This window comes from Haladaptatus sp. DYF46, from assembly GCF_021083305.1.
In the GTDB taxonomy this organism is placed as follows: Archaea; Halobacteriota; Halobacteria; order Halobacteriales; family Haladaptataceae; genus Haladaptatus.
This window is the reverse complement of the sequence record NZ_JAJFAY010000002.1, coordinates 839,063-865,075: the sequence shown is the minus strand read 5'-3', so window position 1 is coordinate 865,075 and position 26,013 is coordinate 839,063. Positions and strand designations below refer to the sequence as shown.

The following is a 26,013-nucleotide window of genomic DNA, read 5'->3' as shown; positions in this document are numbered from 1 at the left end:
TAAAAACGTTCGCGGGTCGTTGGGAAACGACCACGAAAGATAATCCTTTTGCGGCTACCCCGTGAATCATCGGGACATGGCAGACGAGGTTAAAAAAGGCTTAGAGGGTGTTGTGGTCGCGGAGTCAGCACTGAGCCACATCGATGGCGACGAGGGGAAACTCATCTATCGCGGGTATACGATAGAGGACCTCGCTCGTGGCGCGAGTTACGAGGAAGTGTTGTACCTCCTTTGGCACGGCGAGCTGCCGAACCGTGACGAACTCGACTCCTTCAGCGAATCCATGTCGGAGGAGCGTGAAGTGGACGACGGGGTCATGAACACCGTGCGCGAACTCGCCGAATCCGATTCGGAGCCGATGGGAGCGCTCCGAACCGCCGTCTCCATGCTCGCGACGTACGACCCCGACGACGACAGCGACCCCGCGGACCGCGAGGCGAACCTCCGAAAAGGCCGCCGCATCACCGCGAAGATTCCGACCATTCTCGCGGCGTTCACGCGCATCCGGAACGGCGACGAACCCGTCGAACCCCGAACCGACCTCGGACACGCCGCCAACTTCCTCTACATGCTCAACGACGAGGAACCGGACGACGTGCTCGCGGACGTGTTCGACCAAGCGCTCGTCCTCCACGCCGACCACGGCCTGAACGCCTCGACGTTCTCGGCGATGGTCACGTCGAGTACGCTCGCGGACCTGCACAGCGCCGTGACGAGCGCCATCGGAACGCTCTCCGGGTCCCTGCACGGCGGCGCGAACGCCAACGTCATGCGGATGTTGAAGGAAGTCGACGACAGCGACCGAGACCCCGTCGATTGGGTGGACACCGCGCTCGACGAGGGACGGCGCGTCGCTGGCTTCGGCCACCGCGTTTATAACGTGAAGGATCCGCGCGCAAAAATCCTCAGCGAGCAGAGCGAGGAACTCGGCGAGGCCGCCGGCGACACGAAGTGGTACGAGATGTCCGTCGCCATCGAGGAGTACATGAAAGAGGAGAAGGGCCTCGCGCCCAACGTCGACTTCTACTCCGCCTCGACCTACTACCAGATGGGCATCCCCATCGACATCTACACGCCCATTTTCGCGCTCTCGCGCGCCGGTGGCTGGATCGCACACGTGCTCGAACAGTACGAGGACAACCGCCTCATCCGTCCGCGCGCCAAGTACGTCGGCGACGAGGACGTCGAGTTCGTCCCCATCGACGAGCGATAGTTGCGATTCGAGTTCGACTGCGACCGCCAATTCCGACCGTCCCTTTCCGTTTTCGAAGACTCACTCCGCGAGGAGTCGTGCCACCATCCGTTCGACGTGTGCGACTTCCTCCTGAACGACGCCGTGCCCCATTCCCTCGAAGATGCGTTCGGTGACGGACCCGTCCAACGCCGTGAGAACCGCCTCGGTCTCGTGAACGCGTTCGACCGGAATGTGCTGGTCGTTGTCGCCACAGCCGAGATAGACGGACGTTTCGTCGAGCGAGCCGTCATACTCGCGGGGCATTCCCTCGGGACCGATGAGGCCGCCGCTGAACGCCGCGACGCCGCCGTATTTCCGTGCGTTCCGCGCGACGAACTCGGTCGTCAGGCACGCGCCCTGGGAGAAGCCGAGCAGGAAGGTCCGTTCCGGCGGAATACCGGCCGCTTCGAGGTCTGAGACGAGCGTTTCGAGGAGCGAGAGCGCGGACGAGAGGTGCGGTTGGTTCGCGTCGAGTGGCGCGAGAAACGACTGGGGATACCACGTGTTTCCGGCCGCCTGTGGCGCGAGGAAGGAGATTCCTTCGTGTCGGAACTCCTGTCCGAGTTCGAGGATGCTCCGCGCCGTCGCACCGCGTCCGTGGACCAGAATCATCGCCGCCCTCGCGTCGTCGAGTGGCACGCCGGACGTGACCACCTCCTGTCCAGCGTGTGGACCGTCGATGTCGTCCGTGTCGAAGTTCGAGTCTGTCATATACTGATCTATCGTTCCGACGTTCCCTACCGTTTTCCCTTACAGAGGGGACTCGGGTCACTAACCCGTCGGATGGCCCCATCCGTCGACACCTACGTCCCTCCCTCTCGACTCCGACCGCCAGCGGTTCCGCGCTCCTCCATCATCGCCACCGCGCGGGTCGCCCACGTCCCGCGATAGAAGCCGACTCCGACGACTCCCACTGCCCAGACGTAATAGAGGAGGGTTCCGGCATAGACGCCGACGACGCCGTATTCGACGCGAACGCCGACGACCCACGAAAAGCCGACCATGAACAGGAACATGCCCGACGTTCGGGCGATGAACGGGGTTTTCGTGTCGCTGCCTCCCTGCAGTGCGCCGCCGAGAACGACGAGGGAGACGAGGAACGGCGCGGCGAGACCGTACACGCGAGCGAAGTCGGCGGCGGGGGAGAACAACCCGGTGACGATGATGTCCGTCGTTCGCATCATCGTTCGGAGTACCTGTTCGGCCATCACGGGCCACGAAAGCCCGAGAATCCGTCGCCAGATCCCGACGAGTCGCGAACGTTCTGTCACGCGGCGGAATCGTTTTTCACGGGGGTTGGCTGTACCGGAACGGGCAACCGACGCGAACGGGGCCGAACGCTCCCGACAGGGCTAATTAGTCGTCGTGCATGTGACGGACCACATGCTGGTGTTCGTCTACGGAACCCTGACCGACCCCGAGCGCGTCGCATCCGTCGTCGAAACGTTCGAGTTCGTCGGTGACGCGACCCTTCTCGGATTACATCGTGTCGATGGTCGCTATCCGACGCTTGCACCGGGTGGTCGGACGGACGGGAGGTTGCTCGAAACGAGCGATATGGACGCCCTCGATTCGTACGAAGGCGTCGGACGCGGGCTCTACAGTCGAATTACCGTTCCCAGTGAGCGCGAGTCGGGGGAGCGAGTCGCCATTTACGTCGGCGATCCGGCCAAACTCGGCGTGCCGGAGGCGATTTCGTGGCCCGGAGACGGGTCGCTCGAAACGCGTATTCGTCGATTTATTGAGAATACCGAGGTACGCGTTCGAACGTCCGAGTGATTTATGTATGACGCTCGTCTGACTCCGGCGTCTGCCTTCCGTCAGACACGAGTATCTCCCCGTCGCTTGCTACCGATTTCACTTTCACTCCGCACCCCTCGCGTTTAACTTCACCCACGCGCTCTCTCAAGACGCGGTCACACGCTCCGCGCTCCCATTTTCTCCCCTTTTGTCAACCGAGAGGCATCCGTGAGTGGACGAACGGCCACCCAACCGCGGGGGTCAGTCGTCCACGGAACTGCCGATACTTCTCGATGCGCGCAGGGTCATCCCATCGTTCACTTGATAGTAGTAGTAGGCGCTGAATCCAACGGCGGCGACGCAGTTGGAGATGGTGACCGCCCAAAAGACGGCGTGAACGTTATATCCCAACCAGAACACGCCGATGGCGGCGATGGGTAGTCGAATCACCCAGTATTTCATCATATCTGCAACCATGGTCGTTTTGGTCCGGCTTGCGCCGTTGAATCCGGCGCTGATGAGGTACATCACGCCGATTCCCCAGTAGCCGTAGGCGAGGATTCGAAGGTAATCGACGGTGAGGTCGTAGGTGGCCTGTGAAACGTCGGGTACGAACGCGTTCGTGAGGACGCCGGGGATGAACCACTGGACGGCACCGATGACGGACAAGCTAATCGCGGCGATAGCGACGCCAACCCACGTCGTCCTGCTTGCCCGCATCGGGTTCTCAGCGCCGATGTTCTGTCCGATGACGCTCTGTGCAGCGCGTTGAAGACCGCTTGCCGGGATGAATGCGATACTGGCGATGCTCGCGCCGATGGTGTATGCGGAGACGCCGGCCGGACCCCCTGCGGCCGTTACGACCGCGATGATGAGGACGCGAACGGACTGTCCGGCGGCGTGCTGGCCGAACATGGGGAGACCGATATCCAATAGCTCCCGGTAGTCGTTCAACCGAACCGTCATCGACTCCGTGGTGAGGGTGAAACCACCCCGACCGCGGAGCATCATTCCCAGGGCGAAAAGGGACGAGCAACCGTAGCCGAGTATCGTGGCGAGAGCGGCACCGGCGATGCGGTATCCATCGAAGCCCGGAACGCCCAGTCCGAAGATGAGAATCGGGTCGAGGACGATGTTGATGCCGACCGCCATCACGTTGATGTAGAGTGCGGCGCGCGAGTCGCCCCATCCGACGAAGCCCATCTCGATGGCGTCTCCCGTACCCATGATCGAAAACCCGAGGGAATACGTGGTGAGATACGTGACGGCCGCCGACGCGACGGCGGGTTCGGCCCCGAACTGCGCGATGATATCCCGGCCGAAGACGAGGATGAGCCCGGTGGTGGCGATGCCGAAAGCGAACGCGAGCGACATCCCGTGGAACACCGCCCGGCGCGCGCGTGACGGTTCGTCGGCACCGACGCGTTGAGAGACGAGGACCTGTGTCCCGACAGTAGTAATCATGAAAACCGAAAAGATAAGCGACGTTAGGGGAATGTTGACACCGACTGCGGCGACCGCCGTTTCGCCGAGTCGCCCGAGCCAAAAGATGTCGACTATCTGTTGAGCGACTTGGACGAGATTTTGGAGGATGAGAGGGGCAGCGAGGAGGGCGAGCGCCCGAACGATGGACCCTTCGGTGATTTCATCCCGTGATACATCGAGCATGGTTTTTTTCGCTATATCGAGTATAAAATCGTGGTAGTATTTATAGATATGGCAGAAGGAACGAAATTCAAAACGGACAGGAAACGGCTACTCGGTCTGTCTGGGTTCCGTCTGCTGAGCCGTCTGTTCCCGTGTGCGGCGGCTCGCACGACGGATTTTGTAGCTGGTGTAGATGAAGTAGAGTCCGGCCAACCCGACGAGGACGTAGATGAGGTCCGTAACGACCTGTGCGACGTTCGGCAGGAACAGCAGTCCCAACACCTGCCGCACGACGTTGATTTGTCCACCCGTCAGGTCGGTGACGCCGAGAATCCCCCAGTTGAGCGCGCCGATGATGATGAGGAGCATACTGAACCAGTCCAACCCGTTGGTTCGCATGCCATCGTTCGATTTCGTGCTGCGATTCGTGGACATAGCAGAAGAACTAGGGAAAGAGCGGTTATTGTTATTTGCCAGTTGCACACGGACAGCCGAGAGTATTCCACCGTTTCCATCGAGAAACGGACCATATGGACTACCGTGAAGCGAAATGGGGCGGTTCTCACGAGGATACCCTATCCTTTTGTCGTGGCGGACCGAAAGCGTCGGTAATGAGTGGGCGGCGCAAACCCGACTGGCTGAAGATGCGACCACCGTCGGGACAGGAGTTCACGGGAATCAAGCAGACGCTCCGAGAGCACGATTTGCACACGGTCTGCGAGGAGGCCAACTGTCCGAATCTCGGAGAATGTTGGAGCGGGAAGGGTTCCGACGGCGGCGGAACGGCGACGTTCATGCTGATGGGCCACAAGTGTACGCGCAGTTGTGGCTTTTGTGACGTGGACACCGGCGGTGGTGAACCGCTCGACCCCGATGAACCGGAGAACGTGGCGAGCGCCATCGCCGAAATCGGGTTGGATTACGTCGTCCTCACCTCGGTGGACCGTGACGACCTCGAAGGGCAAGGTGCCGAACACTTCGCGCAAACGATCCGGGAGATCAAAAAGCGCCATCCCGGAATTCTCGTGGAAGTGTTGATTCCCGATTTCCAAGGCGACGAGGAGCTCGTTCGAAAGATAATCGACGCGGACCCCGACGTCATCGCGCACAACGTCGAAACGGTGGAACGCCTACAGGGATACGTTCGGGACGCACGGGCAGGCTACGAACAGAGTCTCGGCGTCCTCGAACAGGTCAAGCGCGAATCCGACATCTACACGAAGACGAGCCTGATGTTGGGCCTCGGCGAGTACGATCACGAAGTGTACCAGGCGCTGTCGGACCTCCGGGAGACGGACGTCGATATCGTCACGCTCGGCCAGTATCTCCAACCGTCGCGGACGCATCTCGACGTCGAGGAGTACGTGCATCCGGCGAAATACCGGACGTGGCAGGAAGTCGCCGAGGAGGAACTGGAGTTCCTCTACTGTGCGAGCGGGCCGATGGTTCGATCGTCGTATAAAGCGGGCGAACTGTTCGTGGACGCCATCCTCAGGGACGGGAAGTCGGTGGAGCAAGCGAGGAGGGAGGCTCGAAGAGCCTCCGTGTAGTGAGCGGCGAAGCCGTGAGACGCGAGGCGCGACGCGCCTCGGTCTAAGCGAACGGCGAAGCCGTGAGCCGCGAGGCCCGAAGGGCCTCCGTGTAGTGAGCGGGGGAGGAACGATCCACGGGAAGGAAGTCGGCCGTGGTGTGAAAATATACAAACACATGAGTTGTTTGACTGAGGTTGCGAATAATTATGTCCAAAGATGTATTCTGTTGTTCATCCGGTGATTTCTGCCAGTAGTCGATTTGTCCACTGTTCGAGTTCTATTCGCCAATAAATTTGAAATCGGGAGATATTACCGAGTATTGAAGCACAAATGAGTAGAAATAGTGTGACAGAGAATTCCTATGGGAAGTTAATTACGAAAACCCTATAATGCGCGCCAGAGTTCTTTTGAGTATGTCAGGATGGGTTCGATCGTGAGCATCGTACACCGAGACCCCCAGGACCGAGTACAGATACTGGACGAAGACGGGACGGTGCTGGACGGGATGGAAGTGCCGGACCTCTCCGACGAGGAACTGGTGGAGATGTACCGCTACATGCGTCTCGCCCGCCACTTCGACGAACGAGCGGTGAGTCTCAATCGACAGGGTCGGATGGGAACCTACCCACCGCTTTCGGGGCAGGAAGGGGCGCAAATCGGGAGCGTCTACGCGCTCTCGGACGACGACTGGATGTTCCCGAGCTACCGTGAACACGGCGCGTCGCTCGTTCGCGGCCTCTCGCTCAAACAGACCATGCTCTACTGGATGGGCCACGAGGTCGGGAACGACATCCCGGACGGCTCGAACATCTTCACCGTCGCGGTGCCAATCGCGACGCAGATTCCCCACGCGACTGGTGCGGCGTGGGCGTCGAAACTCAAGGGCGAGGAGAAGGCGTTCCTCTGTTACTTCGGCGACGGCGCGACGAGCGAGGGGGACTTCCACGAAGGTCTGAACTTCGCGGGCGTGTTCAACACGCCGTCGGTGTTCTTCTGTAACAACAACCAGTGGGCGATTTCGGTGCCCCGCGAACGTCAGACCGCGAGTGCCACCATCGCACAGAAGGCACAGGCCTACGGCTTCGAAGGCGTACAGGTCGATGGGATGGACCCCCTCGCCGTGTACAAGGTGACGAAGGAAGCCGTCGACAAAGCGAAGGACCCGGAAGACGATGAACAACGCCCGACGCTCATCGAGGCAGTCCAGTACCGCTTCGGCGCACACACCACCGCCGACGACCCGACCGTCTATCGGGACGACGACAAGGTCGCGGAGTGGAAGCGAAAGGACCCCATCCCGCGCATGGAGAAGTTCCTGCTGAAGACGGGGCGCTTGGACCAAGAAGACGTCGAGGAAATCGGCGAAGAGGTCAAGCAGGCCGTCGCCGACGCCATCGACGAGGCCGAAGCGGTCGAGCGTCCGGACGCCGAGGAAATCTTCAACAACGTGTACGCGGAGATGCCGCCGCGACTTCGCGGACAGATGGAATCGTTCGAACGCCTCCGCGAACAGTACGGTGACGAAACCATCCTGGAGGACTAAGATATGAGTCAGGCAACTACCGAATCCGAGAATCTCACGCTCGTACAGGCAGTCCGCGACGGACTGTACACCGAAATGAAGCAGGACGAAGACGTCATCGTGATGGGCGAGGACGTCGGTAAAAACGGTGGCGTGTTCCGCGCCACGGAAGGGCTCTACGAGGAGTTCGGCGACGACCGCGTCATCGACACCCCGCTCGCGGAATCGGGCATCATCGGAACGGCCATCGGGATGGCCGCCTACGGACTGAAACCCGTCCCAGAGATGCAGTTCTCCGGCTTCATGTACCCGGCGTTCGACCAGATCGTGTCGCACGCCGCACGTCTCCGAACCCGGTCGCGCGGCCGCTTCACCTGTCCGATGGTCGTCCGTGCGCCGTACGGCGGCGGCATCCGGGCACCGGAACACCACTCCGAGTCGATGGAGGCGTTCTACACCCACCAACCCGGTCTCAAAGTCGTCATGCCGAGTACGCCCTACGATACGAAGGGCCTGCTCACCTCGGCCATTCGCGACCCGGACCCGGTAATCTTCCTCGAACCGAAACTCATCTATCGCGCGTTCCGCGACGAGGTCCCGGCGGAATCCTACGAGGTTCCGCTCGGTGAGGCCGCGGTGCGCCGCGAAGGGACGGACATCTCGGTGTTCACGTGGGGTGCGATGACCCGCCCGACGATGGAGGCCGCCGAGGAGTTGGCGGACGAAATCGACGTGGAAGTCGTCGACCTCCGCACCGTCTCGCCGCTCGATACGGACACAATCATCGAATCGTTCAAGAAGACCGGCCGCGCGGCGGTCGTCCACGAGGCACCCAAGACGGGCGGCCTCGCCGGGGAAATCGCGGCGACGATTCAGGAGGAAGCGCTCCTCTATCAGGAGGCACCCGTCGAGCGCATCACCGGTTTCGACACGCCGTTCCCGCTGTACAGTCTCGAAGACTACTACCTTCCCGAACCCACCCGCATCAAAGAGGGCATCCGCGACGCGGTGAGCTTCTGAAATGGTACACGAATTCAAACTACCCGACGTCGGCGAAGGCGTCGCCGAGGGCGAACTCGTCAGTTGGCAGGTCGAAGAGGGCGATACCGTCACCGAGGACCAAGCGGTCGCCGAAGTCGAGACGGACAAGGCGATCGTGGAGATTCCCTCGCCGGTCAATGGAACCGTCCGCGAACTCCTCGCCGAGGAGGGCGAGGTCGTTCCGGTCGGCAACGTACTCCTCACGTTCAACGTGGAGGGCGAAGAGGAGGAACCGGCGGAGCCGACGACCGAGAGCGCCGATTCCGAGGAAGGGACCGACTCGCAGGAGCAGGTCGGCGAAGCGGACGCATCCGCGGACGCGGAGGAGACCGAAACGCCCGAGGGCCGCGTCTTCGCGGCACCGAGTGCCCGCCGACTCGCACGTGAACTCGGCGTCGATATCGCGTCGGTCGATGGGACCGGTCCGAGCGGTCGCGTGAGCGAACACGACGTTCGGACGGCGGCCGAGAGCGCGACGGAGTCCGAACCCGAGAAAGGGGCCGAACCCGAGAGCGAGACGGAATCGGAACCCGAACCGGCGACCGAAACGGAAACTGCCGGCGGCGCTGCCGCCGCCACCACGGCCGCCCCGACACAGGTCGAAGCGGCCGAGCGCAAACGCACGCTGGCCGCGCCGGCAACGCGCCGTCTCGCCGACGAACAGGGTATCGACATCAACGCCGTACCGTCCACCGAAGAGCGCGACGGACAGGCGTTCGTCACGCCCGAAGCGGTTCGGGAGTACGCCGAGGCACAGCAGCACGCACAGGCCGCCGACACCGCCGCGATTGCGAGCGGCGAAACCGGCCCGCGAGAGGAACGGATTCCGTACCGCGGTATTCGCCGCAGCATCGGCAAGCAGATGCAAAAGTCGAAGTTCACCGCGCCCCACGTCACCCACCACGACTCCATCGACGTGACGGAACTGGTCGAGACGCGCGCCGAACTCAAGGAGATCGCCGAGGAGCGCGGCATCAAACTGACCTACATGCCGTTCGTCCTGAAGGCCATCGTGGCCGCGCTGAAAGAGTACCCGTACCTCAACAGCGCGTTGGACGAGGAGAACGAGGAGATCGTCGTCAAGAACTACTACAACATCGGTATCGCGGTGGCGACCGACGACGGCCTGATGGTTCCCGTCCTGAAGAACGTGGACGAAAAGGACATGCTCCAGCTCTCCTCGGAGATGAACGAGTTGGTCGAAAAGGCCCGCGACCGCACCATCACCCGCGACGAGATGCAGGGCGGCACGTTCACCATCACGAACTTCGGGGCCATCGGCGGCGAGTACGCGACGCCCATCATCAACCACCCCGAGGTCGGTATCCTCGGTCTTGGCGAGTTGAAGAAGCGTCCCGTCGTAGTCGGTGATGACGTCGAAGCGCGCTACACGCTCCCGATTTCGATGTCCATCGACCACCGCATCATCGACGGTGCGGTCGTCGCATCGTTCGCAAACCAACTGCTCGAATACCTGCACAACCCGCGACTGCTCCTGTTGGAGTAATCGGACGCGTCGCTGGTCGAATTTTTTCGCGTCAAAAAATATCGTGTACGGTAAGGAGTCTATCCCCACAACCAGTCGGTGAACCACGTCGCGGCACCGATGAGGACCAACAGGAACCCGATGATGTTCACACCGGGAACGAACAACAACACCGCGCCGAACGCTATCAGGAGGATAGACAGCTCTTCCTCCGAGTACTTCTGAACGAAGTTCTTGAACGTCGAACTGCTGTTGTTGTCGTCGTCGGTTCTATCGGTACGGGTCGTTCTGTGATCAGTTTCCCCCACCATACAGTTCGTGGTAGACGCGTGAAACGCGAAAGTGTGCCGCCTGCCAACGCATGTGCGTTTAATGGACGGTCATGACCGTTCGGTCACCGGAGAACGCTACGCCTACACCGACGGTTTGCGCTCAACGCCGAACGCGATTCCGGCGACGAAGCCGAGCCACGCAAGTCCGAAACCGAGGACCATGGTGGCGAAATTCGGCGTCGGTTTCGTGCCGTTCAGTAGCATCAGGCAACCGAACGTCGAAGCGCCGGTAAACGCACCGTTGACCCAGTTCGGCCTCTCTGTGGTTGTCCCTCGAAGTACCGACCAGTACGGGAGAGCGATTGCCACTTCGACGGGGAACACTACCGCGATTCCGGCGAGTAAAATCGTCGATTCGGCCGAGTGTGGTTGGAAAAACGCGACGCCGCCGGTCACTGTCGCTCCGACGAGGAGGGCGATGGCGTAGCGGAGAAGTCGGTTCATGCTGGAATGTTTAGTGGCTGAAATATAATTTTTTCTCCGGAGTGCCGGACTCGGTTCGAAATCGTGACAGTTGCTGACGTTCGTCTACTCCTCGGAACGTAATCCACCTGATTTTTTACCCGGTAGCTACTCTAGTCATTCAATGGTCGTCGGAGATATCTCGACTGGAACAGAGGTGCTGGTTATCGGCGCGGGACCGGGCGGTTACGTCGCCGCCATCCGCGCGGGGCAACTCGGGCTCGACGTAACGCTCGTGGAAAAAGACGCCTACGGCGGCACCTGCCTGAACTACGGCTGTATCCCGTCGAAGGCGATGATTACGGCGTCCGATTTGGCCTACGACGCCAATCACGCCGAGGACATGGGCATCTACACGAAACTCGACGTGAACTACGGCGAGATGGTCGAGTGGAAGGACGGCGTGGTGTCCCAACTCACCGGCGGCGTCGAAAAGCTCTGTAAGGCCAACGGCGTCTCCCTGATGGAGGGCCGTGCGGAGTTCGCGGACGACAAATCGGTTCGCGTCGTCCACGAGGGCGAAGGACAGGGCTCCGAGACGGTGGAGTTCGAACACGCGATCGTTTCGACCGGAAGCCGACCCATCGAGATCCCCGGCTTCGAGTTCGACGGCGAACATATCCTCGACTCCCGACAGGCGCTCGCGATGGACGACGTGCCCGAAAGCATCGTCATCGTCGGCGCGGGCTACATCGGCATGGAGTTGGCAGGTGTCTTCGCCAAACTCGGCTCCGACGTGACCGTCGTCGAGATGCTCGATTCGGTGCTTCCGACGTACGAGGACGACCTCGCGCGACCGGTCAAGAAGAAGGCCGACGAGTTGGGTATCGACTTCCACTTCGGAGAGGCGGCAAAGGAGTGGGAGGAATCCGGCGACGGCATCACCGTCGTGACCGAAAACGAGGACGGCGACGTCTCGGAGTTCGGTGCCGAGAAGGCCCTCGTGGCGGTCGGTCGGCGACCCGTCACGGACACGCTCGACCTCGAAAGCGCGGGCATCGAGACGGACGAGATGGGCTTCATCGAGACGGACGACCGCGCACGGACCGAGAAGGACCACATCTACGCCATCGGCGACGTGGCCGGCGAACCGATGCTGGCACACGCGGCGAGCAAGGAAGGACAGGTCGCCGCGGAAGTCATCGCCGGAGAACCCGCCGCGCTCGACTATCAGGCCATGCCCGCCGCCGTCTTCACCGACCCCGAAATCGGAACGGTCGGCCTGACGGAGGACGAGGCAGAGGAACAGGGCTTCGAACCCGTCGTCGGCAAGTTCCCCTTCCAAGCGAGCGGCCGTGCGCTCACGACGGGCCACGCCGAGGGCTTCGTCCGCATCGTCGCCGACGAACCGAGCGGATTCGTCCTCGGCGCACAGATCGTCGGCCCCGAAGCCTCGGAACTCATCGCCGAACTCGGACTGGCCATCGAGATGGGCGCGACGCTCGAAGACGTGGCCGCGACGGTTCACACCCACCCGACGCTCTCGGAGGCCGTGATGGAGTGTGCCGAGAACGCGCTCGGGCACGCGATTCACACGCTGAACCGATAAGCGGCGTTCACTTTTTCGGTCGATAGCAGAACGAATTTTTGACACTCTCATCCCTATTTCAAGTTTTTCAGCTCGATACGGCGGAATCAACCCCTCGATTTTGGGTGGAAAACGAACGGAAAATCAGGCAGAAACGGAGCGGAAGGCGGGACGAATCAGGCGAACTTCCGGACCGTCACGTCGAGCGTGTCCAAATCGACGATGGGGGCGAATCCGGAGTCGGGGTCGATATTTACGCTCTTCTGAAAATCGGTCTGGGCCTGCCAACATCCGGAATTCATGGCGAGGACGTTGTGGTACTTGCCGAAGCCGAGTTTGTGAACGTGGCCGGTGTGGAAGATGTCGGGCACCTCGTCGATGACGAGGTAATCCTTTTCCTCCGGCGCGACGCGGGTGTGGCCCCCGTACTGCGGCGCGACGTGGCGCTTTTTCAGGAGTTGGTACATCGCCTTGTGGGGTTCCTCGTAACTCGCCTTCTCGGCGGGGAGTTCGGCGATGACCTCGTCCAAGGAGACGCCGTGGTACATCAGCACCGAGACGCCCTCTATCGTCACCGTGGACGGGTTGCTCGTGATTTTCGCGTCGTGGACGTCCATGATGGAGCGGAGTTCGTCGTCGAAGCCCGGTTGCGGTTCCGCGAGACGAACCGCGTCGTGGTTGCCGGGAATCATGACGATCTCCAAGTCGCCCGGCACCTCCTTCAGGTACTCCGAGAACTCCTCGTACTGCTCGAAGATGTCGATGATGTCGAGTTCCTCGTCCTGATTCGGATAGATACCCACGCCTTCGACCATGTCGCCGCAGATGAGCAGATATTCGACGTGCTCTGCTTCCTCGGTGTGAAGCCAGTTGGCGAACCGATGCCACGCGTCGGCCATGAACTCCTGACTGCCGACGTGGACGTCGCTGATGAGCGCGGCTTGGACGTGACGGTCGGCGGTCGATGGCCGGTAGGTCCGCGGCACGTCCGGAAAGTGGAGGGAGTCCACGAACAGGATGCCCGCATCGTCCGATAACGTTCCCTCGACGGCGATGGTTTCGTCCAACAGGAGTTCGTCCACGAGACTCGCGAACTCCCGATCTTTCATGATGAGACAGGGGAACGTCCCGTTCGTGTCTTCGAGTTCGACGAGCCAATGACCGCTCGCCGTGGAACGGATGTCGCTTATCATGCCCACGATGGCGGCGTCGTTTCCGCCGGCCATGCCGGCGACGGTGTTCGTCGGGCGAGCGTTCACCCGCCCTCGGAGCTTTCCGGAGAGGCGCTGGAACCGGTCGCGAAACACCGTGACGAAGTCGTCGTATTCGCCGGTTCCGGTGCTCGCACCGGTCATGTCGTTGAGGATATCCACCGACTGCTCGGTGAGGTCCCGTGACACGGACCCCTTCGTTTCAACTGGAGACGGTTCCGCGCTTGCCGTCGATTTCGCGGCGGAAACTCCACCTGAAGCGGAGGGGTGGACCGACCCCGTGTCCGACCCATTGAGAACGGTTCGCACGTGTTCCACGGAGAGTTTCAGGGCGTCCTCGGGGGCGGATTCGACTGCACGTTCGAGCGCCGCTCCGGGGTCGGGGGCGGACGCGAGAAGCGTTACGGCTTCCCGGTCGGCGTTGTACCCGCGACTCGTGAGTTCGCTGACGATTCGAGCCGGGGTTTCCAATGGCACATTTCAGCAGAGGCGGGGATGGGCAAAAAGGCTAGCGAACCAACCCAGAAGGTTGACAACGTGGGGAACAGTAGGAAACCGTAATGAGTCCCCCAGACGGGTCGTCGTCATCGGACGGTATACGGGACACGGGACCGGATGGCTCCGGTCCGGTCGCGTGGATTCGTTGGTTCCGACATACCGACAACGGGACGGTCGTGTTCGTCCGCGAAATGCTGGAAAGTGCCGCCGTCGTCGTCGCGATCGGTCTCATCCTCTTCGCCGTCAGCGGCGTGTGGCCGCCGATGGTGGCCGTCGAAAGCGGAAGCATGGAACCGCACATGCAGAAAGGGGACCTCATCTTCATCATGGACCAGCACCGTTTCACTCCCGACGCCGCCTACGGGAACACCGGTATCGTCACGTATCAGGAGGGAAAGGACACGGGATACAAGAAGTTCCACGACTACGGAGATGTGATAATCTACCTGCGCTACGGGCGAACCGACGACACACCCGTCATCCATCGATCGCGGTTCTGGGTGAACGAGGGAGAAAACTGGTACGACAAGGCCAACCCGAACTACATCCTCGGCGCGGACAACTGCAGGGAACTGCCCAACTGTCCCGCGCCGCACGCCGGGTTCATCACGAAAGGCGACAACAACGGGGCATACGACCAAGTGGTCCGTATCAGCGACCCGGTGAAACCCGAGTGGATTCGCGGCACCGCCGAGTTGAGGATACCGTGGCTGGGCTACGTCCGCCTGTTCTTCTCCAAAGCGGCGGTCCCGGACCCGACCGTCACACAACAGGGCGGAACCAGCTATTCGACGGTGGGAGAAATCCAACCCACGGCTAACGCTTCGCACGCCGCGGCAGCCACCTGATTTCCGCGACGTTTTATGTGTTTTGCGTCACATTGAGCCTTCATGAGTGACGAGAGCGAACCCGATCCCTGCAATGACTGTCGAGAGCCGCTGCAAGACGCGCTGGCGCGGACGGTTCGGCTGACCGTGGACCGCTCACAGATCGACAGACAGCGGCTCTGCCCGGAATGTTTCGCCGATTGGATAGACCGCTACGAAATCGAGATGAAACCGACGGACGACTCGGCGAACGACGAGTCGGAAATCATCGTCGACTGAACCCCCCTCTTTCGGGTAGAAAGCGGAACACGGAATCGGGAACGTGTCCGTCGAAGCAACTACCGAAACGGACCACCGAAGCGATATTGAGTCGTCAGTATCCCCATCGAGATAGCAGTTCTAAAACGTCCGAATTTCGAGGTGAAAAATTATTTCAATGCGTCAATATCCCGCTCGTCAACCCCTTCGTTTCCAGTGAAAAACCGACGACCGGCGCTGGAATTGCCGGACAATTACCCCCGGACGAAACGTACCTCCCCACGTCAATAGTTGTCGTTGTTCGTCCACCGTTCCTCACGCTCGGTGGTCTCCGCGGACCGTTGTACTCTACGTACCGTTTTCCTCGCCTTCCTCGTCGTCCTCGCTTTCGGCGGCGGACAGTCCGTCGTCGCCGCGTTCCAACGCTTTCGGCGCATCGTCGTAGTCCGAATAGCCGTCGAACCAGCGGACGATCCGCTCCAGTCGGTCCACGACGTGCCCGGGTTCGCCGCTTCGAGAGAGCTCGTGACCTTCACGAGGATAACGCACCAAGCGCGTCTCCACGTCGTTCTTCTTGAGGAGGAGGTACAGCATCTCGGCGTTGTTCACCGGGACGCGGAAGTCGTTGTCGCTGTGAATGAGCAGCGTCGGCGTCGTCACGTTCTCGACGTACGCGGTGGGCGAGCGTTCCCAGAGGAACTCCGGTTCCTCCCACGGCGTCGTGTCGAAGTCCCACTCGACGAGTTTGAAGGCGTCCGTCGAACCGTAGAAGCTACTCAGTTCGTACACGCCGCGCTGGCTGACCGCGCCCTTGAACCGGTCCGTGTGGCCGACTATCCACGCGGTCATGTACCCGCCGAAGCTTCCGCCGGTGACGAACATGTTCTCCTCGTCGACGTACTCACGCTCCGCGACGAGGTCAACCCCGGCCATCACGTCGGTCATGGTCGTATCGCCCCAATCGCGTTCGATGGCGGCCATGTGTTCCTCGCCGTAGCCGGTCGAGCCGCGCGGGTTCGACCAGAAGACGACGTAGCCCTCCGCGGCGAGCGTCTGGAACTCGTGCCACATCGTGCCGCTCGTGGACCACATCGCGTGTGGGCCGCCGTGGATTTCGACGACGAGCGGGTACTGCTCGTCCTCGTCGAAGTCCGGCGGCGTGAGGAGCCAGCCCTGTATCTCGACGCCCTCGTCGGACTCGAAGCGGAGTTCCTCGGGTTGACCGACCGCGCGGTCGTTCAGGTACGCCGCGTTGGCGCGGGCGAGTTGGTGCGTTTCGGCTCCGCCGGGCGTCGAGACGAACAGGTCGCCCGGGTGGTCCCACTCGGACTTCGCGTAGGCGAGAGCGTCGGAGCCGACCGAAACGTCGGTGATGTGTCCGTCGCCGACGACCCGCTGTGGTTCCTCGCTCCCGTCGCCCGAAACGCGCCAGATGACTTGGTCGCCCTCGTCGGGAGTTCCGAAGTACACCCGCTCCTCGTCCGGGTCCCACTGCGGTTCGATCGCGAGCGTTCTGTCGAGCGTTTCGGTGAGCGTCACCGTCTCGCCCGTGGTCCGGTCGAACACCTTGAGGTCGGTCTGTCGAAGCGTGGCATTCTCCTCGGGCGAGTAGATGTAGGCGATTCGCCCGTCCTCCGTCGCCGCTATCGACGCGCCCCACGCGCTCGTCTGGAAGAGGGTTTCCTCCTCGTCGGCGTCGATATCGTAGGCAATGACGTCCACGATGATGTTGTCGTCCGGGTCGCCCTCCCGTTTGGCACCGAAATAGAGCGTCGTCTCGTCGCCCCAGTCGGGACCCGCGAAGTCGAAGTCGCCATCCGTCAGTCGTTCCACGGAATCGTCGTTCAAATCGGCGAGGTAGACGTGGCTCCGTTTCCCGTCGAAATAGCTCGTTCCCGCGCGGTAGATTTTCCGGTCGATAACGCGCGGGTCCGGCGTTTCCGGTTCGTACTCCTCGCCGTCGAGCGAGATGTCGCGCTCTTCCTCCCGGTCCTCCTCGGTGCTCGACTGGACGAACGCGATTTTCGTCCCGTCGGGGGACCACACCAACTGCGAGACGCCGCCCGCGACGTCCGTCACCTGTCGGGCCTCGCCGCCCGCCGTCGGCATGACCCACAGTTGCGGTCGGTCGTCGTCCGCTCCGCGCGTGCTCACGAACGCGAGTCGGTCGCCGCTCGGACTCCACCGCGGGGAACTGTCCACGCCTTCGCTGATCGTGAACTGGCGCGGTTCGTCGCCACCCAAGGGAACGACGTACACCGTCGATTCGTATTCCTCGTCCCCATCCGCAGCGGAGCGGACGAACGCCACCCGCTCGCCGTCCGGCGAAATCTGTGGGTCGTTCACGCTGACGAGGTCGTGATAGTCGTTGGCACGTATCGTCTTCATATCCCTTCACTCGGAACGCGAGCCAAATATATTTTCGATTCGAAATACCGGTCTCTATGCGACAGTCCCGGGTTCGCCGTTCGATGCCTCTCGACGAATCATTCGAGGAATGAAAGTGCGCCCACGCAGTGTTCGTAGCATGGCACGCGACAAACGGTACGCGGGCGCGAGTGCAAATACGCCTTCGATACTGTTAGGTCTATCGCTATGGTAGAACGACGCTGGTTTCAATCGGGTCCTCCGTTCACTCGGGTAGTTTCGGAGTGGCGGATAGGTGTCGGTTGTGTGAGCAAACGGAGTGGTGAAAACTCACACGAACTTGGAAATCGCATCCACGATGATTGCGAACGCCCTCGGGCCGAAAATCGCGAGCAGCGTTTCGAACGAGAGCGACCCCAGCGCGGAGAGGAGGATGAAGTTCCGGTCTTTCATCTCGCCGAACCCGGCGGGAACGGTCAGCATGCCGCGAGTGAACGGCAGCGTGTTGCTAAGCGGGATAGCGATGGGACCCCAGCGTTCGAGCCAATGGTCGAACCGGTCGAGCGAGGAGTCGTCGATACGGAACCACGGCTTTTCGAGGAGGTACTCGCGGCCGCCACGCTTCGCCAACAAAAACAGGGCGTACTGCCCGGCGGTCGAAGCGATGACGGCGACGGCGACGATGACTGCTATCGTCCGATAATCGGTCGGCGATTTCGCCAGGACGGTGACGCCGACCGGAACAACGGTTTCGCTCGGCGCGAAGTACAACATCATCGCCCCTTCCAGAATGAAGATGAAAAACAGGGCGAACAGTCCGTACTGGTCCAACCACTGTTTTGCGAGCGTTTCGTCGCCGAACAGGAAGAGGAGGATACCGGCGACCGCCGCGAGCGCAACCCCGCCCGCGAGGACGAAAACGCCGTAGTCCGCGATGAACGTTTTAATCGAGCGCGAATCCGGGGCAAATGACAGGATTGCACCGAAAGCGAAGAGGGCGAGGAGGGCAGGGGTGGTCGTCTCGACAGCAACGAGCGAGGCGATATGCATCAGATTCGAATATTGATGGGACGGGCTAAATGCGTTGTGACCCGTTCCCGGAGCGACGCGGTTTTGGGGATTCCGTGGGTAGCAATGGTATGAACTTCACCGACCGGCCGCGTCGGCTTCGTCGCGACGGAATCCGAGAGTTGGTCAGCGAGACGACGCTTCGAGCGAACGACCTCATCGCTCCGGTGTTCGTCGATGCGACGACGGACGAACGGGTCGAAATCGAGTCCATGCCCGGCCACGAGCGGGTACCGATAGCGGAAAGCGTCGCTCGCGTGGAGGAAGTGCTGGAAACGGGCGTCGAAGCCGTGATGCTGTTCGGTATCCCCGAATCGAAGGACGAACGCGGCAGTCGCGCGTGGGCCGAAGACGGCGTCGTGCAGGAGGCGACGCGTCGGATCACGGCCGAGACGGACGCCACCGTCATCACCGACGTTTGTCTCTGTGAGTACACCGACCACGGTCACTGCGGAATCGTCGAGGACCGCGCCGCGGACGACCCGCGACTCACGGTGAAAAACGACGAGACGCTCGAACTCTTGCGGAAGGTTTCCGTCTCGCACGCGGAAGCGGGCGCGGAGATGGTCGCACCCAGCAGCATGACGGACGGGATGGTGGAAGCGATTCGCACCGGACTGGACGAGGCGGGCTTTTCCGACGTACCCATCATGAGCTACGCCGCGAAGTACGAATCCGCGTTCTACGGTCCGTTCCGCGACGCGGCGGACGGCGCACCCGCGTTCGGCGACAGACGGCACTACCAGATGGACCCGGCCAACGTGCGCGAGGCCATGCGCGAAGTCGAACTCGACGTGGAGCAGGGAGCGGACGTACTGATGGTCAAACCCGCACTGCCGTACCTGGACATCGTTCGGGACATCCGGGAGGAGTACGACCACCCGGTCGCCGCCTACAACGTCTCCGGCGAGTACGCGATGTTGCACGCCGCGAGCGAGAACGGATGGCTCGACCTGCGGGAGACGGCGCTCGAATCCCTGTTGTCCATCAAACGGGCGGGCGCGGATCTGATTCTGACCTACTTCGCCGAGGATATCGCCGACGAACTCGCGTGAAGGTTCAATATCGCAATCGCGATTGCGTCTTCGTTCGAATTCTCTAACCGTCTCACGCGCGCCGAACGAGTGGGAACGAGTGGGAACGAGACGGGACGTTCGTCGAGCCCGGCTACCAGGCGAGACGTTCGTCCAAAACTCGGACAACGTTCGCCCGATTACTGACCGGTTTACAACCTTATATCGATAGTACACGATAATAACAGCCGCGTTTGGCCAATTTTCCCCGATATAATTTGAAATGTTTGATAACCAGAGTTATATGAACCAATCGGGTTGTGTTGTACCGTGACACAGAGTACAAACGGAGAGGAATATTCGATATTCTTGGACAGCCTTCCGGACGACGTCGTCATCGTTCCGACAGGAGAAACGACGGATGAGTAATCTCGAAGTCATCGCGCAGGGAGTGAATCTCCTCTGGGTGCTCGTGGCGACGTTCCTCATCTTCTTCATGCACGCCGGATTCGCCATGCTGGAAGCCGGTCAAGTCCGGTCGAAAAACGTCGCCAATCAATTGACGAAAAACCTCCTCACGTGGAGCGTCGGCGTCCTTACCTTTTTCCTCGTGGGCGCGGGGCTCTCGAACGTCGTCGGTCACTTGACCGGGGCGAGCGGAACGTGGTCCGTGATGGGTGAGTTCGCCGCCACCCTCGCACCAAGTGACGTCAACGCGTGGGTCGATTGGTTGTTCGGCGCGGTGTTCGCCATGACCGCCGCGACCATCGTCAGCGGGGCGGTCGCGGGGCGGTGTAAACTCCGCACGTACGTGACCTACACCGTCCTTCTCGCGGCGGTTATCTATCCCGTCGTGGTCGGATTCACGTGGGCAGGTGGCTTCCTCTCGGCGCTCGGATTTCACGATTTCGCGGGCGGGATGGTCGTTCACGGGATGGGTGGCCTCGCCGGACTGACCGCGGCGTGGATAATCGGCCCGCGTATCGGGCGCTTCGAGGAAGACGGGACGGCGAACGTAATCCCGGGTCACTCGGTGACGTTCGCGGCCCTCGGAACGCTCATTCTCGCGTTCGGCTGGTACGGCTTCAACGTCGGAACCGCCGCAACGGTGTTTGCCGTCGACAACGGGACGATTTCGCTGGCCGCGTTCGAAACGGTCGGTCGGGTCGCCATCGTCACGACGCTCGGGATGACTGCGGGGTCCCTCGGTGCGGGGACGGTTTCGCTGATACGCACTGGAAAGGTGGATACCCTGTTCGTCGCGAACGGCCTGCTCGCCGGACTCGTCGGCATTACGGGAATCGCCGACGACATCGTCTGGCCGGGCGCTATCGCCGTCGGACTGCTGGCGGGTGCACAGCTCCCGTTCGTGTTCGAGTTCGTCGAAAAGCGCCTCAAAATCGACGACGTGTGTGCGGTGTTCCCCGTTCACGGCTCCGCCGGTATCCTCGGGACGTTGGCTTATCCGCTCGTCGCGGTCGGAACGTGGCAGAGTTTCAGCGTCGGAGCCGTGTTCTCGGGACTCGCGGTGCAGGCGACCGGCGTCGCGGTGATCGGACTCTGGACCGTGTGCGCGACCGTACTCGTCTTCGGCGGTGCGCGCGCACTCGATCAAGCACGCGTCACCCCTCGCCACGAAAGGGAAGGGCTGGACGCGAGTGAACACGGCGTCGAGACGTACCCCGAATTCGGCAGCGACGCCGCGCACGGCGTCGTTCCCGAACGTCTCCAAACGGACGGTGGACGACCGAACGATGGAAAGATAAAGCTCGTTACGGCCATCGTCAGGCCCGATAAGTTGGGCGACGTGAAGCGGTCGTTGGCGAGCGTCAATGCACCGAGTCTCACCGTCACGAACGTCAGCGGTCGAGGTAGCCAACCCGCAAAGATGGGACAGTGGCGCGGTGAGGAGTACGTCGTCGACCTCCATCAGAAGGTGAAAATCGAATGCGTCGTGGCGGATATTCCCGCCGAGGACGTCGTCGACGCGATTCGCGACGCTGCAAACACCGGCGAACCCGGGGACGGGAAAATATTCATCATCCCCGTCGAGGACGCGTATCAAGTTCGGACAGGAAAGCGAGGAGCGGACGCGGTGTAAATCCAAAGAGAGGGGCTCGCTATCGAGTGGCGATGAAGCATCGGGTCCGCACCTGACCGAACGAATCGCGATATCGCCAACGAACTCTTGTGGGGGGCGGTCGTCGGTGCCGATGAAACGGCAGTGAAAGTCATCTACCGCCGTATTCACGCCGCTATCACGCGCGCCGACTCCGCCACGGAGTAGCGTGTGTTTGTGAATTGATAAGACGTTCGTCCAAAAACAAGCCGAGAAGGGGTTCGTTTCTGCCCGTTTTACAACCTTAAACGGATAGTATCCGATAATAAACCGAGTGTTCGTACAGTTGTTCGTGCGATAAATGGAATATGTTGTCAAGCAACATTATATACGACGGTACTGTTCTGGATTACCATGGCACAAGACACCGGCACGGAGGAGTACTCGGTATTCCTGGACAGTTACCCCGACGACCTCGTAATCGTCCCATCGAAGAAGGACGGTAAATAAGAAAAGAGGACAACGATCGAAACGAAAACCGTTATTCCGAGTCCGCGTCCGACTCCGAATTCGAATCCGAGGTGTCCGACTCAGGGTTCGAATTGGAAGCGTCCGACGCCGAATCGGAATCCGAATCCACATCGAGCGCCCCGAGCGTCTTTTCGGCCCATTTGATGGCGTAGCCGACGCCGTGGTCGCGGTAGGCCTGCGTATCGAGTGCGGCGAACGGCGCTGGCGGTTCGATACCGTGTTTGATGGCGCTACAGGCCAACTCGGTGGCATCCGGGAAATCGGTTCGTCCGGTGACGACTTCCCGCGAGATGCCGTCCACCCGTGGTTCGATTCGTTGTCCTGCGTCCTGCCACGCGTCGAACAGCCGCGGATGTGACTCACGCCACTCGACGAACTCATCGCGCGTGTGTAGCCCTTTGTACGCATCACAGAGGGCGACCGCGAGTTGATACGTGCCCGCGGGACCGAGCGGAACGGTGTCGGAAAACTCCGGGTACCGTTCGCCGAAGAATTCGAGGAAATGTTCGGGGAGGTAGAGATCGATTTCGACGAGCGCTTCCGCGATCAGGAAGTCGACGAACTCCTCGGGCGACCCTTGAACGCGCGCTTTCACGAAGAGGACGGGCGGGACGGTTTGATGGGTCCACGCCACGCTTCCGTCGCCGGGCATTCCGACGACCAGGTCGGACCCGGCGAATCGCCGGAGGAGTTCCGGTGCGTCGTCGGGTAGCCACTCGTCGGGTGCCGAGAACGGACGCAGTTCGTCCGTCAGAAGTGCGAGGTCGTCGCGTGCCGGAATTGGAAGCGTCTCGAAATCGCGTTCGCAGTCCAAGACGAGCGCGTTCGGCGCGCGCTCGTTTCGAACCGCCGCCACGTCTTCCGGAACAGTCCGTTCGCGGAACATCAGGCGACGAGCCAGGCGTTGAGAACGACTGCAAGTGCGGCCAACATCGTCAGTACGACGGTACCGATGACGATTTTCGTCGGAGTACTCATACCCGTTCGTTCCCGCTCGATTACTTAAAATCTGCCTACTCGGGTCGAAACCCCTTCGTTTCCACTCCAGATAGTCGTTTGATCGTCGAATCGACGGTGCGGTGTCCGCCGTGGGTCCGTTTCATTCGATTACGACCCGACTTCGACGGTATCGAACGTCGAGGTGACGAAACGGGCGAATCCCGATTCGAGCAGGAGCAGGAGGTTGTACGAAAGGGTACCCCAGAATCCGATGAGCAAGAATCCCCAGTTCGCCGGGAATCCGGGGTTGAGCGCCGCCAAGATACCGTAGCCGAGGATGTAGAGAAAAATCTCCACAATTCGGGGTGAGCCGTACTGATTCATCAGAATCGCACCGCCACCCCAGATGGTCAACGTGTAGCCGTACGCTTTCGACTCGGAGAGAAGGCTTCGAGCGAGTTGCTCGGTCGGATTTATACGATTGTCTCCGCCATATCCGAGCAAAGCCTCAACCCCTGCTAGTGCGCGGGATTGATACGACGAGGGTTGAAGGCGATGATTTGGCGAATAAAGATGATGAATTGATGAGAATCCAAGGTGATGAATTGGCAGTTAATCGAACGAAAGCGAATCAGCTATCGATAGCGCCGGTCCACGAGTCGGGGACTTGAATGACGTATCGACCGTTCTCCCGCATAGCGATGATGTACTCGTCGCGTTCGTAGAGTTCCATCAGGTTGAGTTCGTACTGACCGGGTTCGACCACTTTGATGCTCTCGAACTGGCTGTTTAGCTCCTCGCGGAGTTCGTCGAGGCTCGGTTGGTCGTCTTCGGGTGGTTTGATGACCGTCCCAGTACCGTCATCGTCCGACCGTTCCGGGAGTTCGTCTTCCGGGACGATTTCGGAGCGGGCATTTGCCTGTGCGCTGTCTTCGTTCGAATTGGCGGCGGGTTCTTCTGCCGATCGTTGGGGTGTTTCGGTCCGTGCGTTCTGTTTCCGTTTCTCCGCCGACTGCCCCTCTTCTGTCCCCCTCTCTGTCGTTTGCCTCTCTTCTGTCTCCCTCTCTGTCGTCTGCCTTTCCACCGTCTGCTCCGGAGCCGTGGCCGGTTTTGCTTGCGGTTGTGTGGATTCCGGTTGTGTGGATTCCTTTCGCTTCCGCACAGGTTCACCGCGGTCCGATTCCGCTGTGTCCGAACCGCCGCGCGAGCCCACCCATCCTTTGACGGTGTTCGCGGCACGGCCAACCGTTCCCGGTCCGACCGGACTGTCGGCAGTCGCCGACGGGTTCTCGTTCGCTCCTGCGGACTCGGGGGGCGTTGTTTCGTCTGGAGATGACCCGGACGGACGGAATTGGAACTTGTTACCGCCACAGTCGGGACACCCCGAAAGCATCTCCTTCGACCCGTCGGCGAACGTCCGTCCACAGTTCGTACACTTGTGGGGCATTATTTGTGGGAGATGAGTGCGCTGATGAGGTTTTCGTCCTTGTGGAGCGTCTCGATTTGGTTCGCCGGACCGATGACAGTGAGCTTCGAACTGGACGACTCACGGCCCATCAACCGACCGAGAAGGCCGCTGTCGGACGTCTTCGAGCGCGGGTAGGTCTCGATTTCGATACCGCTGAACTCGTCGGGGCTGATTTCGGTCATCGTCACTTCGATGAGTTTGCTCTCCTCGTCGGGGGACAATCCCTCTTCGAGGATGACGATGTTGCCGTCACGGACACCATCGAGTATCATCCGAATCTTCTCCATGCTGGTCTTCCCAGCCATCCGTTCACCACCGATGAGGTCGACTTGAACGCCGTCGTCTGAATTTTTCACTTCCGGCATTGTGATCACCCGAAGTACTCCGCTATCTTCGTGTACACTTCGTCCATGTTATCACCCTCCAATGCGGAGAGTGGAATCGTCTCGTGTTGCGGATACGCGTTGCGAATCCGCTGGACGCTCGAATCGTCGAGGTCGGTTTTGTTAGCGAGAATAAGTACCGGCAGATCCTGACTCTCGATGATGCCGATGAGCATCGTGTTCACTTGCGTGAACGGGTCGGTCGAACTGTCGAGAACATAGATGACGCCATCGACGTCCTCTCGAAGCCAGTGCATCGCTTCCGCGACACCTTCGGTGGCCTCGCGGGAGCGACGTACCGCGTCCTCCTTGTCCATATCGTGGTCGAGGAACTCCTCGTAATCGACTTTCGTCGTGACACCGGGCGTGTCCACGATATCGATCGTGACTTTCCGTCCGTCACGTTCGATTTCGACGTTTTCCTTCCTACGCGCGCGGCGTGTTTCGTGTGGAACGTGGCTCTCGGGACCGACAGCGTCGCCCGTCCAATCACGGGCGATGCGATTGGCAAGCGTCGTCTTCCCAGCATTTGGGGGCCCATAGATACCGATACGTTTCGGCTCTTCCGACGTGAAGAGCTTGTCGGTCACACGTGCAATACTTTGCCTGAGACCAGTAAACAATCCCATCCTTTTTCCTCCCAGACCCCAGTGTCGGATAGTCACTCTAGACAACGGGTTGTCGAGATTGAGCCGGACGTGCGGGGCTGTTGCGCGTACAAATTTACGCCACTCACTTAAACCTATGTCAGACAACTCGTGACACAATTCCCGGACAGGAGCGGGAAAGGAATATCACGCGAGGGAAATGACTCGACGGAACCGTTCTCGAAGTCATGACTGATTTCGAACAGACGGAAAGGGTCGT

25 protein-coding genes are annotated in these 26,013 nt (G+C 60.8%); 11 read left to right on the top strand and 14 right to left on the bottom strand.

The window, feature by feature from the left end; all coding sequences use genetic code 11:
- The first annotated feature begins 76 nt into the window (after positions 1-76).
- The gene (gene citZ, locus LJF34_RS15725) at positions 77-1,213 is read left to right on the top strand and encodes a citrate synthase (protein ID WP_231186234.1); all 1,137 of its coding nucleotides are present in this window, start codon (positions 77-79) and stop codon (positions 1,211-1,213) included.
- 60 nt (positions 1,214-1,273) lie between these two features.
- On the opposite strand, the gene LJF34_RS15720 is transcribed toward citZ, so the two are convergent.
- Positions 1,274-1,945 carry an alpha/beta hydrolase gene (locus LJF34_RS15720; RefSeq protein ID WP_231186233.1) on the bottom strand — a complete coding sequence of 224 codons (672 nt, stop codon included), beginning with the start codon at positions 1,943-1,945 and terminating at the stop codon, positions 1,274-1,276.
- Positions 1,946-2,037: 92 nt separating this feature from the next.
- Positions 2,038-2,505 carry a hypothetical protein gene (locus LJF34_RS15715; RefSeq protein ID WP_231186232.1) on the bottom strand — a complete coding sequence of 156 codons (468 nt, stop codon included), beginning with the start codon at positions 2,503-2,505 and terminating at the stop codon, positions 2,038-2,040.
- 100 nt (positions 2,506-2,605) lie between these two features.
- Here LJF34_RS15715 and LJF34_RS15710 point away from each other — a divergent pair, with 100 nt between their 5' ends.
- Positions 2,606-3,013 carry a gamma-glutamylcyclotransferase family protein gene (locus LJF34_RS15710; protein ID WP_231186231.1) on the top strand — a complete coding sequence of 136 codons (408 nt, stop codon included), beginning with the start codon at positions 2,606-2,608 and terminating at the stop codon, positions 3,011-3,013.
- Positions 3,014-3,235: 222 nt separating this feature from the next.
- Here LJF34_RS15710 and LJF34_RS15705 read toward each other — a convergent pair whose 3' ends face one another.
- The gene (locus tag LJF34_RS15705; RefSeq protein ID WP_231186230.1) at positions 3,236-4,642 is read right to left on the bottom strand and encodes an MATE family efflux transporter; all 1,407 of its coding nucleotides are present in this window, start codon (positions 4,640-4,642) and stop codon (positions 3,236-3,238) included.
- 87 nt (positions 4,643-4,729) lie between these two features.
- Positions 4,730-5,056: a DUF378 domain-containing protein gene (locus tag LJF34_RS15700; RefSeq protein WP_231186229.1), complete on the bottom strand. Its 327-nt coding sequence runs from the start codon at positions 5,054-5,056 to the stop codon at positions 4,730-4,732.
- A 176-nt stretch (positions 5,057-5,232) separates the two neighbouring features.
- Here LJF34_RS15700 and lipA point away from each other — a divergent pair, with 176 nt between their 5' ends.
- From lipA to LJF34_RS15680, 4 genes are all read left to right on the top strand, one after another.
- Complete coding sequence (lipA, locus tag LJF34_RS15695) at positions 5,233-6,171, top strand: lipoyl synthase (RefSeq protein ID WP_231186228.1); 939 nt, start codon at positions 5,233-5,235, stop codon at positions 6,169-6,171.
- A 415-nt stretch (positions 6,172-6,586) separates the two neighbouring features.
- Positions 6,587-7,696, top strand: coding sequence for a pyruvate dehydrogenase (acetyl-transferring) E1 component subunit alpha (gene pdhA, locus LJF34_RS15690; protein ID WP_231186227.1), 1,110 nt, complete (start codon positions 6,587-6,589; stop codon positions 7,694-7,696).
- Positions 7,697-7,699: 3 nt separating this feature from the next.
- Positions 7,700-8,695 (top strand): alpha-ketoacid dehydrogenase subunit beta, encoded by a 996-nt coding sequence (locus LJF34_RS15685; protein WP_231186226.1) that lies wholly within the window; start codon positions 7,700-7,702, stop codon positions 8,693-8,695.
- Between the two features lies 1 nt (position 8,696).
- The gene (locus tag LJF34_RS15680) at positions 8,697-10,223 is read left to right on the top strand and encodes a 2-oxo acid dehydrogenase subunit E2 (protein WP_231186225.1); all 1,527 of its coding nucleotides are present in this window, start codon (positions 8,697-8,699) and stop codon (positions 10,221-10,223) included.
- A gap of 59 nt (positions 10,224-10,282) precedes the next feature.
- Here the strand turns inward: LJF34_RS15680 and LJF34_RS15675 are convergent, their stop codons facing one another.
- Both LJF34_RS15675 and LJF34_RS15670 read right to left on the bottom strand, forming a co-directional pair.
- The gene (locus tag LJF34_RS15675) at positions 10,283-10,513 is read right to left on the bottom strand and encodes a hypothetical protein (protein WP_231186224.1); all 231 of its coding nucleotides are present in this window, start codon (positions 10,511-10,513) and stop codon (positions 10,283-10,285) included.
- A 102-nt stretch (positions 10,514-10,615) separates the two neighbouring features.
- Positions 10,616-10,978 carry a hypothetical protein gene (locus LJF34_RS15670; RefSeq protein ID WP_231186223.1) on the bottom strand — a complete coding sequence of 121 codons (363 nt, stop codon included), beginning with the start codon at positions 10,976-10,978 and terminating at the stop codon, positions 10,616-10,618.
- Positions 10,979-11,120: 142 nt separating this feature from the next.
- Here LJF34_RS15670 and lpdA point away from each other — a divergent pair, with 142 nt between their 5' ends.
- The gene (gene lpdA / locus LJF34_RS15665) at positions 11,121-12,545 is read left to right on the top strand and encodes a dihydrolipoyl dehydrogenase (protein ID WP_231186222.1); all 1,425 of its coding nucleotides are present in this window, start codon (positions 11,121-11,123) and stop codon (positions 12,543-12,545) included.
- A gap of 155 nt (positions 12,546-12,700) precedes the next feature.
- Here the strand turns inward: lpdA and LJF34_RS15660 are convergent, their stop codons facing one another.
- A complete protein-coding gene (locus LJF34_RS15660) occupies positions 12,701-14,212 on the bottom strand; it encodes a DNA-directed DNA polymerase II small subunit (protein WP_231186221.1) in 1,512 nt (503 codons plus the stop codon).
- An 83-nt stretch (positions 14,213-14,295) separates the two neighbouring features.
- Between LJF34_RS15660 and LJF34_RS15655 the strand changes: the two genes are divergently transcribed.
- Together LJF34_RS15655 and LJF34_RS15650 are read left to right on the top strand one after the other, a co-directional pair.
- The gene (locus LJF34_RS15655; RefSeq protein ID WP_231186220.1) at positions 14,296-15,081 is read left to right on the top strand and encodes a S26 family signal peptidase; all 786 of its coding nucleotides are present in this window, start codon (positions 14,296-14,298) and stop codon (positions 15,079-15,081) included.
- Between the two features lie 42 nt (positions 15,082-15,123).
- On the top strand, positions 15,124-15,339 hold the full coding sequence (locus LJF34_RS15650; protein WP_231186219.1) for a hypothetical protein: 216 nt from the start codon (positions 15,124-15,126) through the stop codon (positions 15,337-15,339).
- Positions 15,340-15,666: 327 nt separating this feature from the next.
- Here LJF34_RS15650 and LJF34_RS15645 read toward each other — a convergent pair whose 3' ends face one another.
- Positions 15,667-17,706, bottom strand: coding sequence for a S9 family peptidase (locus tag LJF34_RS15645; RefSeq protein ID WP_231186218.1), 2,040 nt, complete (start codon positions 17,704-17,706; stop codon positions 15,667-15,669).
- 309 nt (positions 17,707-18,015) lie between these two features.
- On the bottom strand, positions 18,016-18,735 hold the full coding sequence (locus LJF34_RS15640; RefSeq protein ID WP_342765877.1) for a VTT domain-containing protein: 720 nt from the start codon (positions 18,733-18,735) through the stop codon (positions 18,016-18,018).
- Between the two features lie 89 nt (positions 18,736-18,824).
- Here LJF34_RS15640 and hemB point away from each other — a divergent pair, with 89 nt between their 5' ends.
- On the top strand, positions 18,825-19,808 hold the full coding sequence (gene hemB / locus LJF34_RS15635) for a porphobilinogen synthase (RefSeq protein WP_231186217.1): 984 nt from the start codon (positions 18,825-18,827) through the stop codon (positions 19,806-19,808).
- Between the two features lie 379 nt (positions 19,809-20,187).
- Positions 20,188-21,867 carry an ammonium transporter gene (locus LJF34_RS15630; RefSeq protein ID WP_255666094.1) on the top strand — a complete coding sequence of 560 codons (1,680 nt, stop codon included), beginning with the start codon at positions 20,188-20,190 and terminating at the stop codon, positions 21,865-21,867.
- 499 nt (positions 21,868-22,366) lie between these two features.
- Here LJF34_RS15630 and LJF34_RS15620 read toward each other — a convergent pair whose 3' ends face one another.
- The 5 genes from LJF34_RS15620 to LJF34_RS15600 all read right to left on the bottom strand — a co-directional run bounded on the left by LJF34_RS15620 (position 22,367) and on the right by LJF34_RS15600 (position 25,775).
- Positions 22,367-23,242, bottom strand: coding sequence for a hypothetical protein (locus LJF34_RS15620; protein ID WP_231186215.1), 876 nt, complete (start codon positions 23,240-23,242; stop codon positions 22,367-22,369).
- Between the two features lie 221 nt (positions 23,243-23,463).
- Positions 23,464-23,799 (bottom strand): hypothetical protein, encoded by a 336-nt coding sequence (locus tag LJF34_RS15615; protein ID WP_231186213.1) that lies wholly within the window; start codon positions 23,797-23,799, stop codon positions 23,464-23,466.
- A gap of 127 nt (positions 23,800-23,926) precedes the next feature.
- Positions 23,927-24,742 (bottom strand): Zn-ribbon containing protein, encoded by an 816-nt coding sequence (locus LJF34_RS15610; RefSeq protein ID WP_231186211.1) that lies wholly within the window; start codon positions 24,740-24,742, stop codon positions 23,927-23,929.
- Positions 24,742-25,128 carry a DUF2073 domain-containing protein gene (locus LJF34_RS15605; RefSeq protein WP_231186209.1) on the bottom strand — a complete coding sequence of 129 codons (387 nt, stop codon included), beginning with the start codon at positions 25,126-25,128 and terminating at the stop codon, positions 24,742-24,744. Before LJF34_RS15605 ends, LJF34_RS15610 begins: the two co-directional genes overlap by 1 nt.
- A 5-nt stretch (positions 25,129-25,133) precedes the next feature.
- The gene (locus tag LJF34_RS15600; RefSeq protein ID WP_231186207.1) at positions 25,134-25,775 is read right to left on the bottom strand and encodes an Era-like GTP-binding protein; all 642 of its coding nucleotides are present in this window, start codon (positions 25,773-25,775) and stop codon (positions 25,134-25,136) included.
- Between the last annotated feature and the right edge of the window lie 238 nt (positions 25,776-26,013).

Excerpts from the sequence above, each read along its gene's own strand:
- LJF34_RS15705 (WP_231186230.1), bottom strand. The coding sequence starts at position 4,642 with ATGCTCGATGTATCACGGGATGAAATCACCGAAGGGTCCATCGTTCGG.
- LJF34_RS15655 (WP_231186220.1), top strand. The coding sequence starts at position 14,296 with ATGAGTCCCCCAGACGGGTCGTCGTCATCGGACGGTATACGGGACACG.
- LJF34_RS15685 (WP_231186226.1), top strand. The coding sequence starts at position 7,700 with ATGAGTCAGGCAACTACCGAATCCGAGAATCTCACGCTCGTACAGGCA.
- lpdA (WP_231186222.1), top strand. The coding sequence starts at position 11,121 with ATGGTCGTCGGAGATATCTCGACTGGAACAGAGGTGCTGGTTATCGGC.
- lipA (WP_231186228.1), top strand. The coding sequence starts at position 5,233 with ATGAGTGGGCGGCGCAAACCCGACTGGCTGAAGATGCGACCACCGTCG.
- LJF34_RS15640 (WP_342765877.1), bottom strand. The coding sequence starts at position 18,735 with ATGCATATCGCCTCGCTCGTTGCTGTCGAGACGACCACCCCTGCCCTC.
- LJF34_RS15670 (WP_231186223.1), bottom strand. The coding sequence starts at position 10,978 with ATGAACCGACTTCTCCGCTACGCCATCGCCCTCCTCGTCGGAGCGACA.
- LJF34_RS15700 (WP_231186229.1), bottom strand. The coding sequence starts at position 5,056 with ATGTCCACGAATCGCAGCACGAAATCGAACGATGGCATGCGAACCAAC.
- citZ (WP_231186234.1), top strand. The coding sequence starts at position 77 with ATGGCAGACGAGGTTAAAAAAGGCTTAGAGGGTGTTGTGGTCGCGGAG.
- hemB (WP_231186217.1), top strand. The coding sequence starts at position 18,825 with ATGAACTTCACCGACCGGCCGCGTCGGCTTCGTCGCGACGGAATCCGA.
- LJF34_RS15630 (WP_255666094.1), top strand. The coding sequence starts at position 20,188 with ATGAGTAATCTCGAAGTCATCGCGCAGGGAGTGAATCTCCTCTGGGTG.
- LJF34_RS15675 (WP_231186224.1), bottom strand. The coding sequence starts at position 10,513 with ATGGTGGGGGAAACTGATCACAGAACGACCCGTACCGATAGAACCGAC.
- LJF34_RS15650 (WP_231186219.1), top strand. The coding sequence starts at position 15,124 with ATGAGTGACGAGAGCGAACCCGATCCCTGCAATGACTGTCGAGAGCCG.
- LJF34_RS15605 (WP_231186209.1), bottom strand. The coding sequence starts at position 25,128 with ATGCCGGAAGTGAAAAATTCAGACGACGGCGTTCAAGTCGACCTCATC.
- LJF34_RS15720 (WP_231186233.1), bottom strand. The coding sequence starts at position 1,945 with ATGACAGACTCGAACTTCGACACGGACGACATCGACGGTCCACACGCT.
- LJF34_RS15680 (WP_231186225.1), top strand. The coding sequence starts at position 8,697 with ATGGTACACGAATTCAAACTACCCGACGTCGGCGAAGGCGTCGCCGAG.
- LJF34_RS15600 (WP_231186207.1), bottom strand. The coding sequence starts at position 25,775 with ATGGGATTGTTTACTGGTCTCAGGCAAAGTATTGCACGTGTGACCGAC.
- LJF34_RS15645 (WP_231186218.1), bottom strand. The coding sequence starts at position 17,706 with ATGAAGACGATACGTGCCAACGACTATCACGACCTCGTCAGCGTGAAC.
- LJF34_RS15610 (WP_231186211.1), bottom strand. The coding sequence starts at position 24,742 with ATGCCCCACAAGTGTACGAACTGTGGACGGACGTTCGCCGACGGGTCG.
- LJF34_RS15620 (WP_231186215.1), bottom strand. The coding sequence starts at position 23,242 with ATGTTCCGCGAACGGACTGTTCCGGAAGACGTGGCGGCGGTTCGAAAC.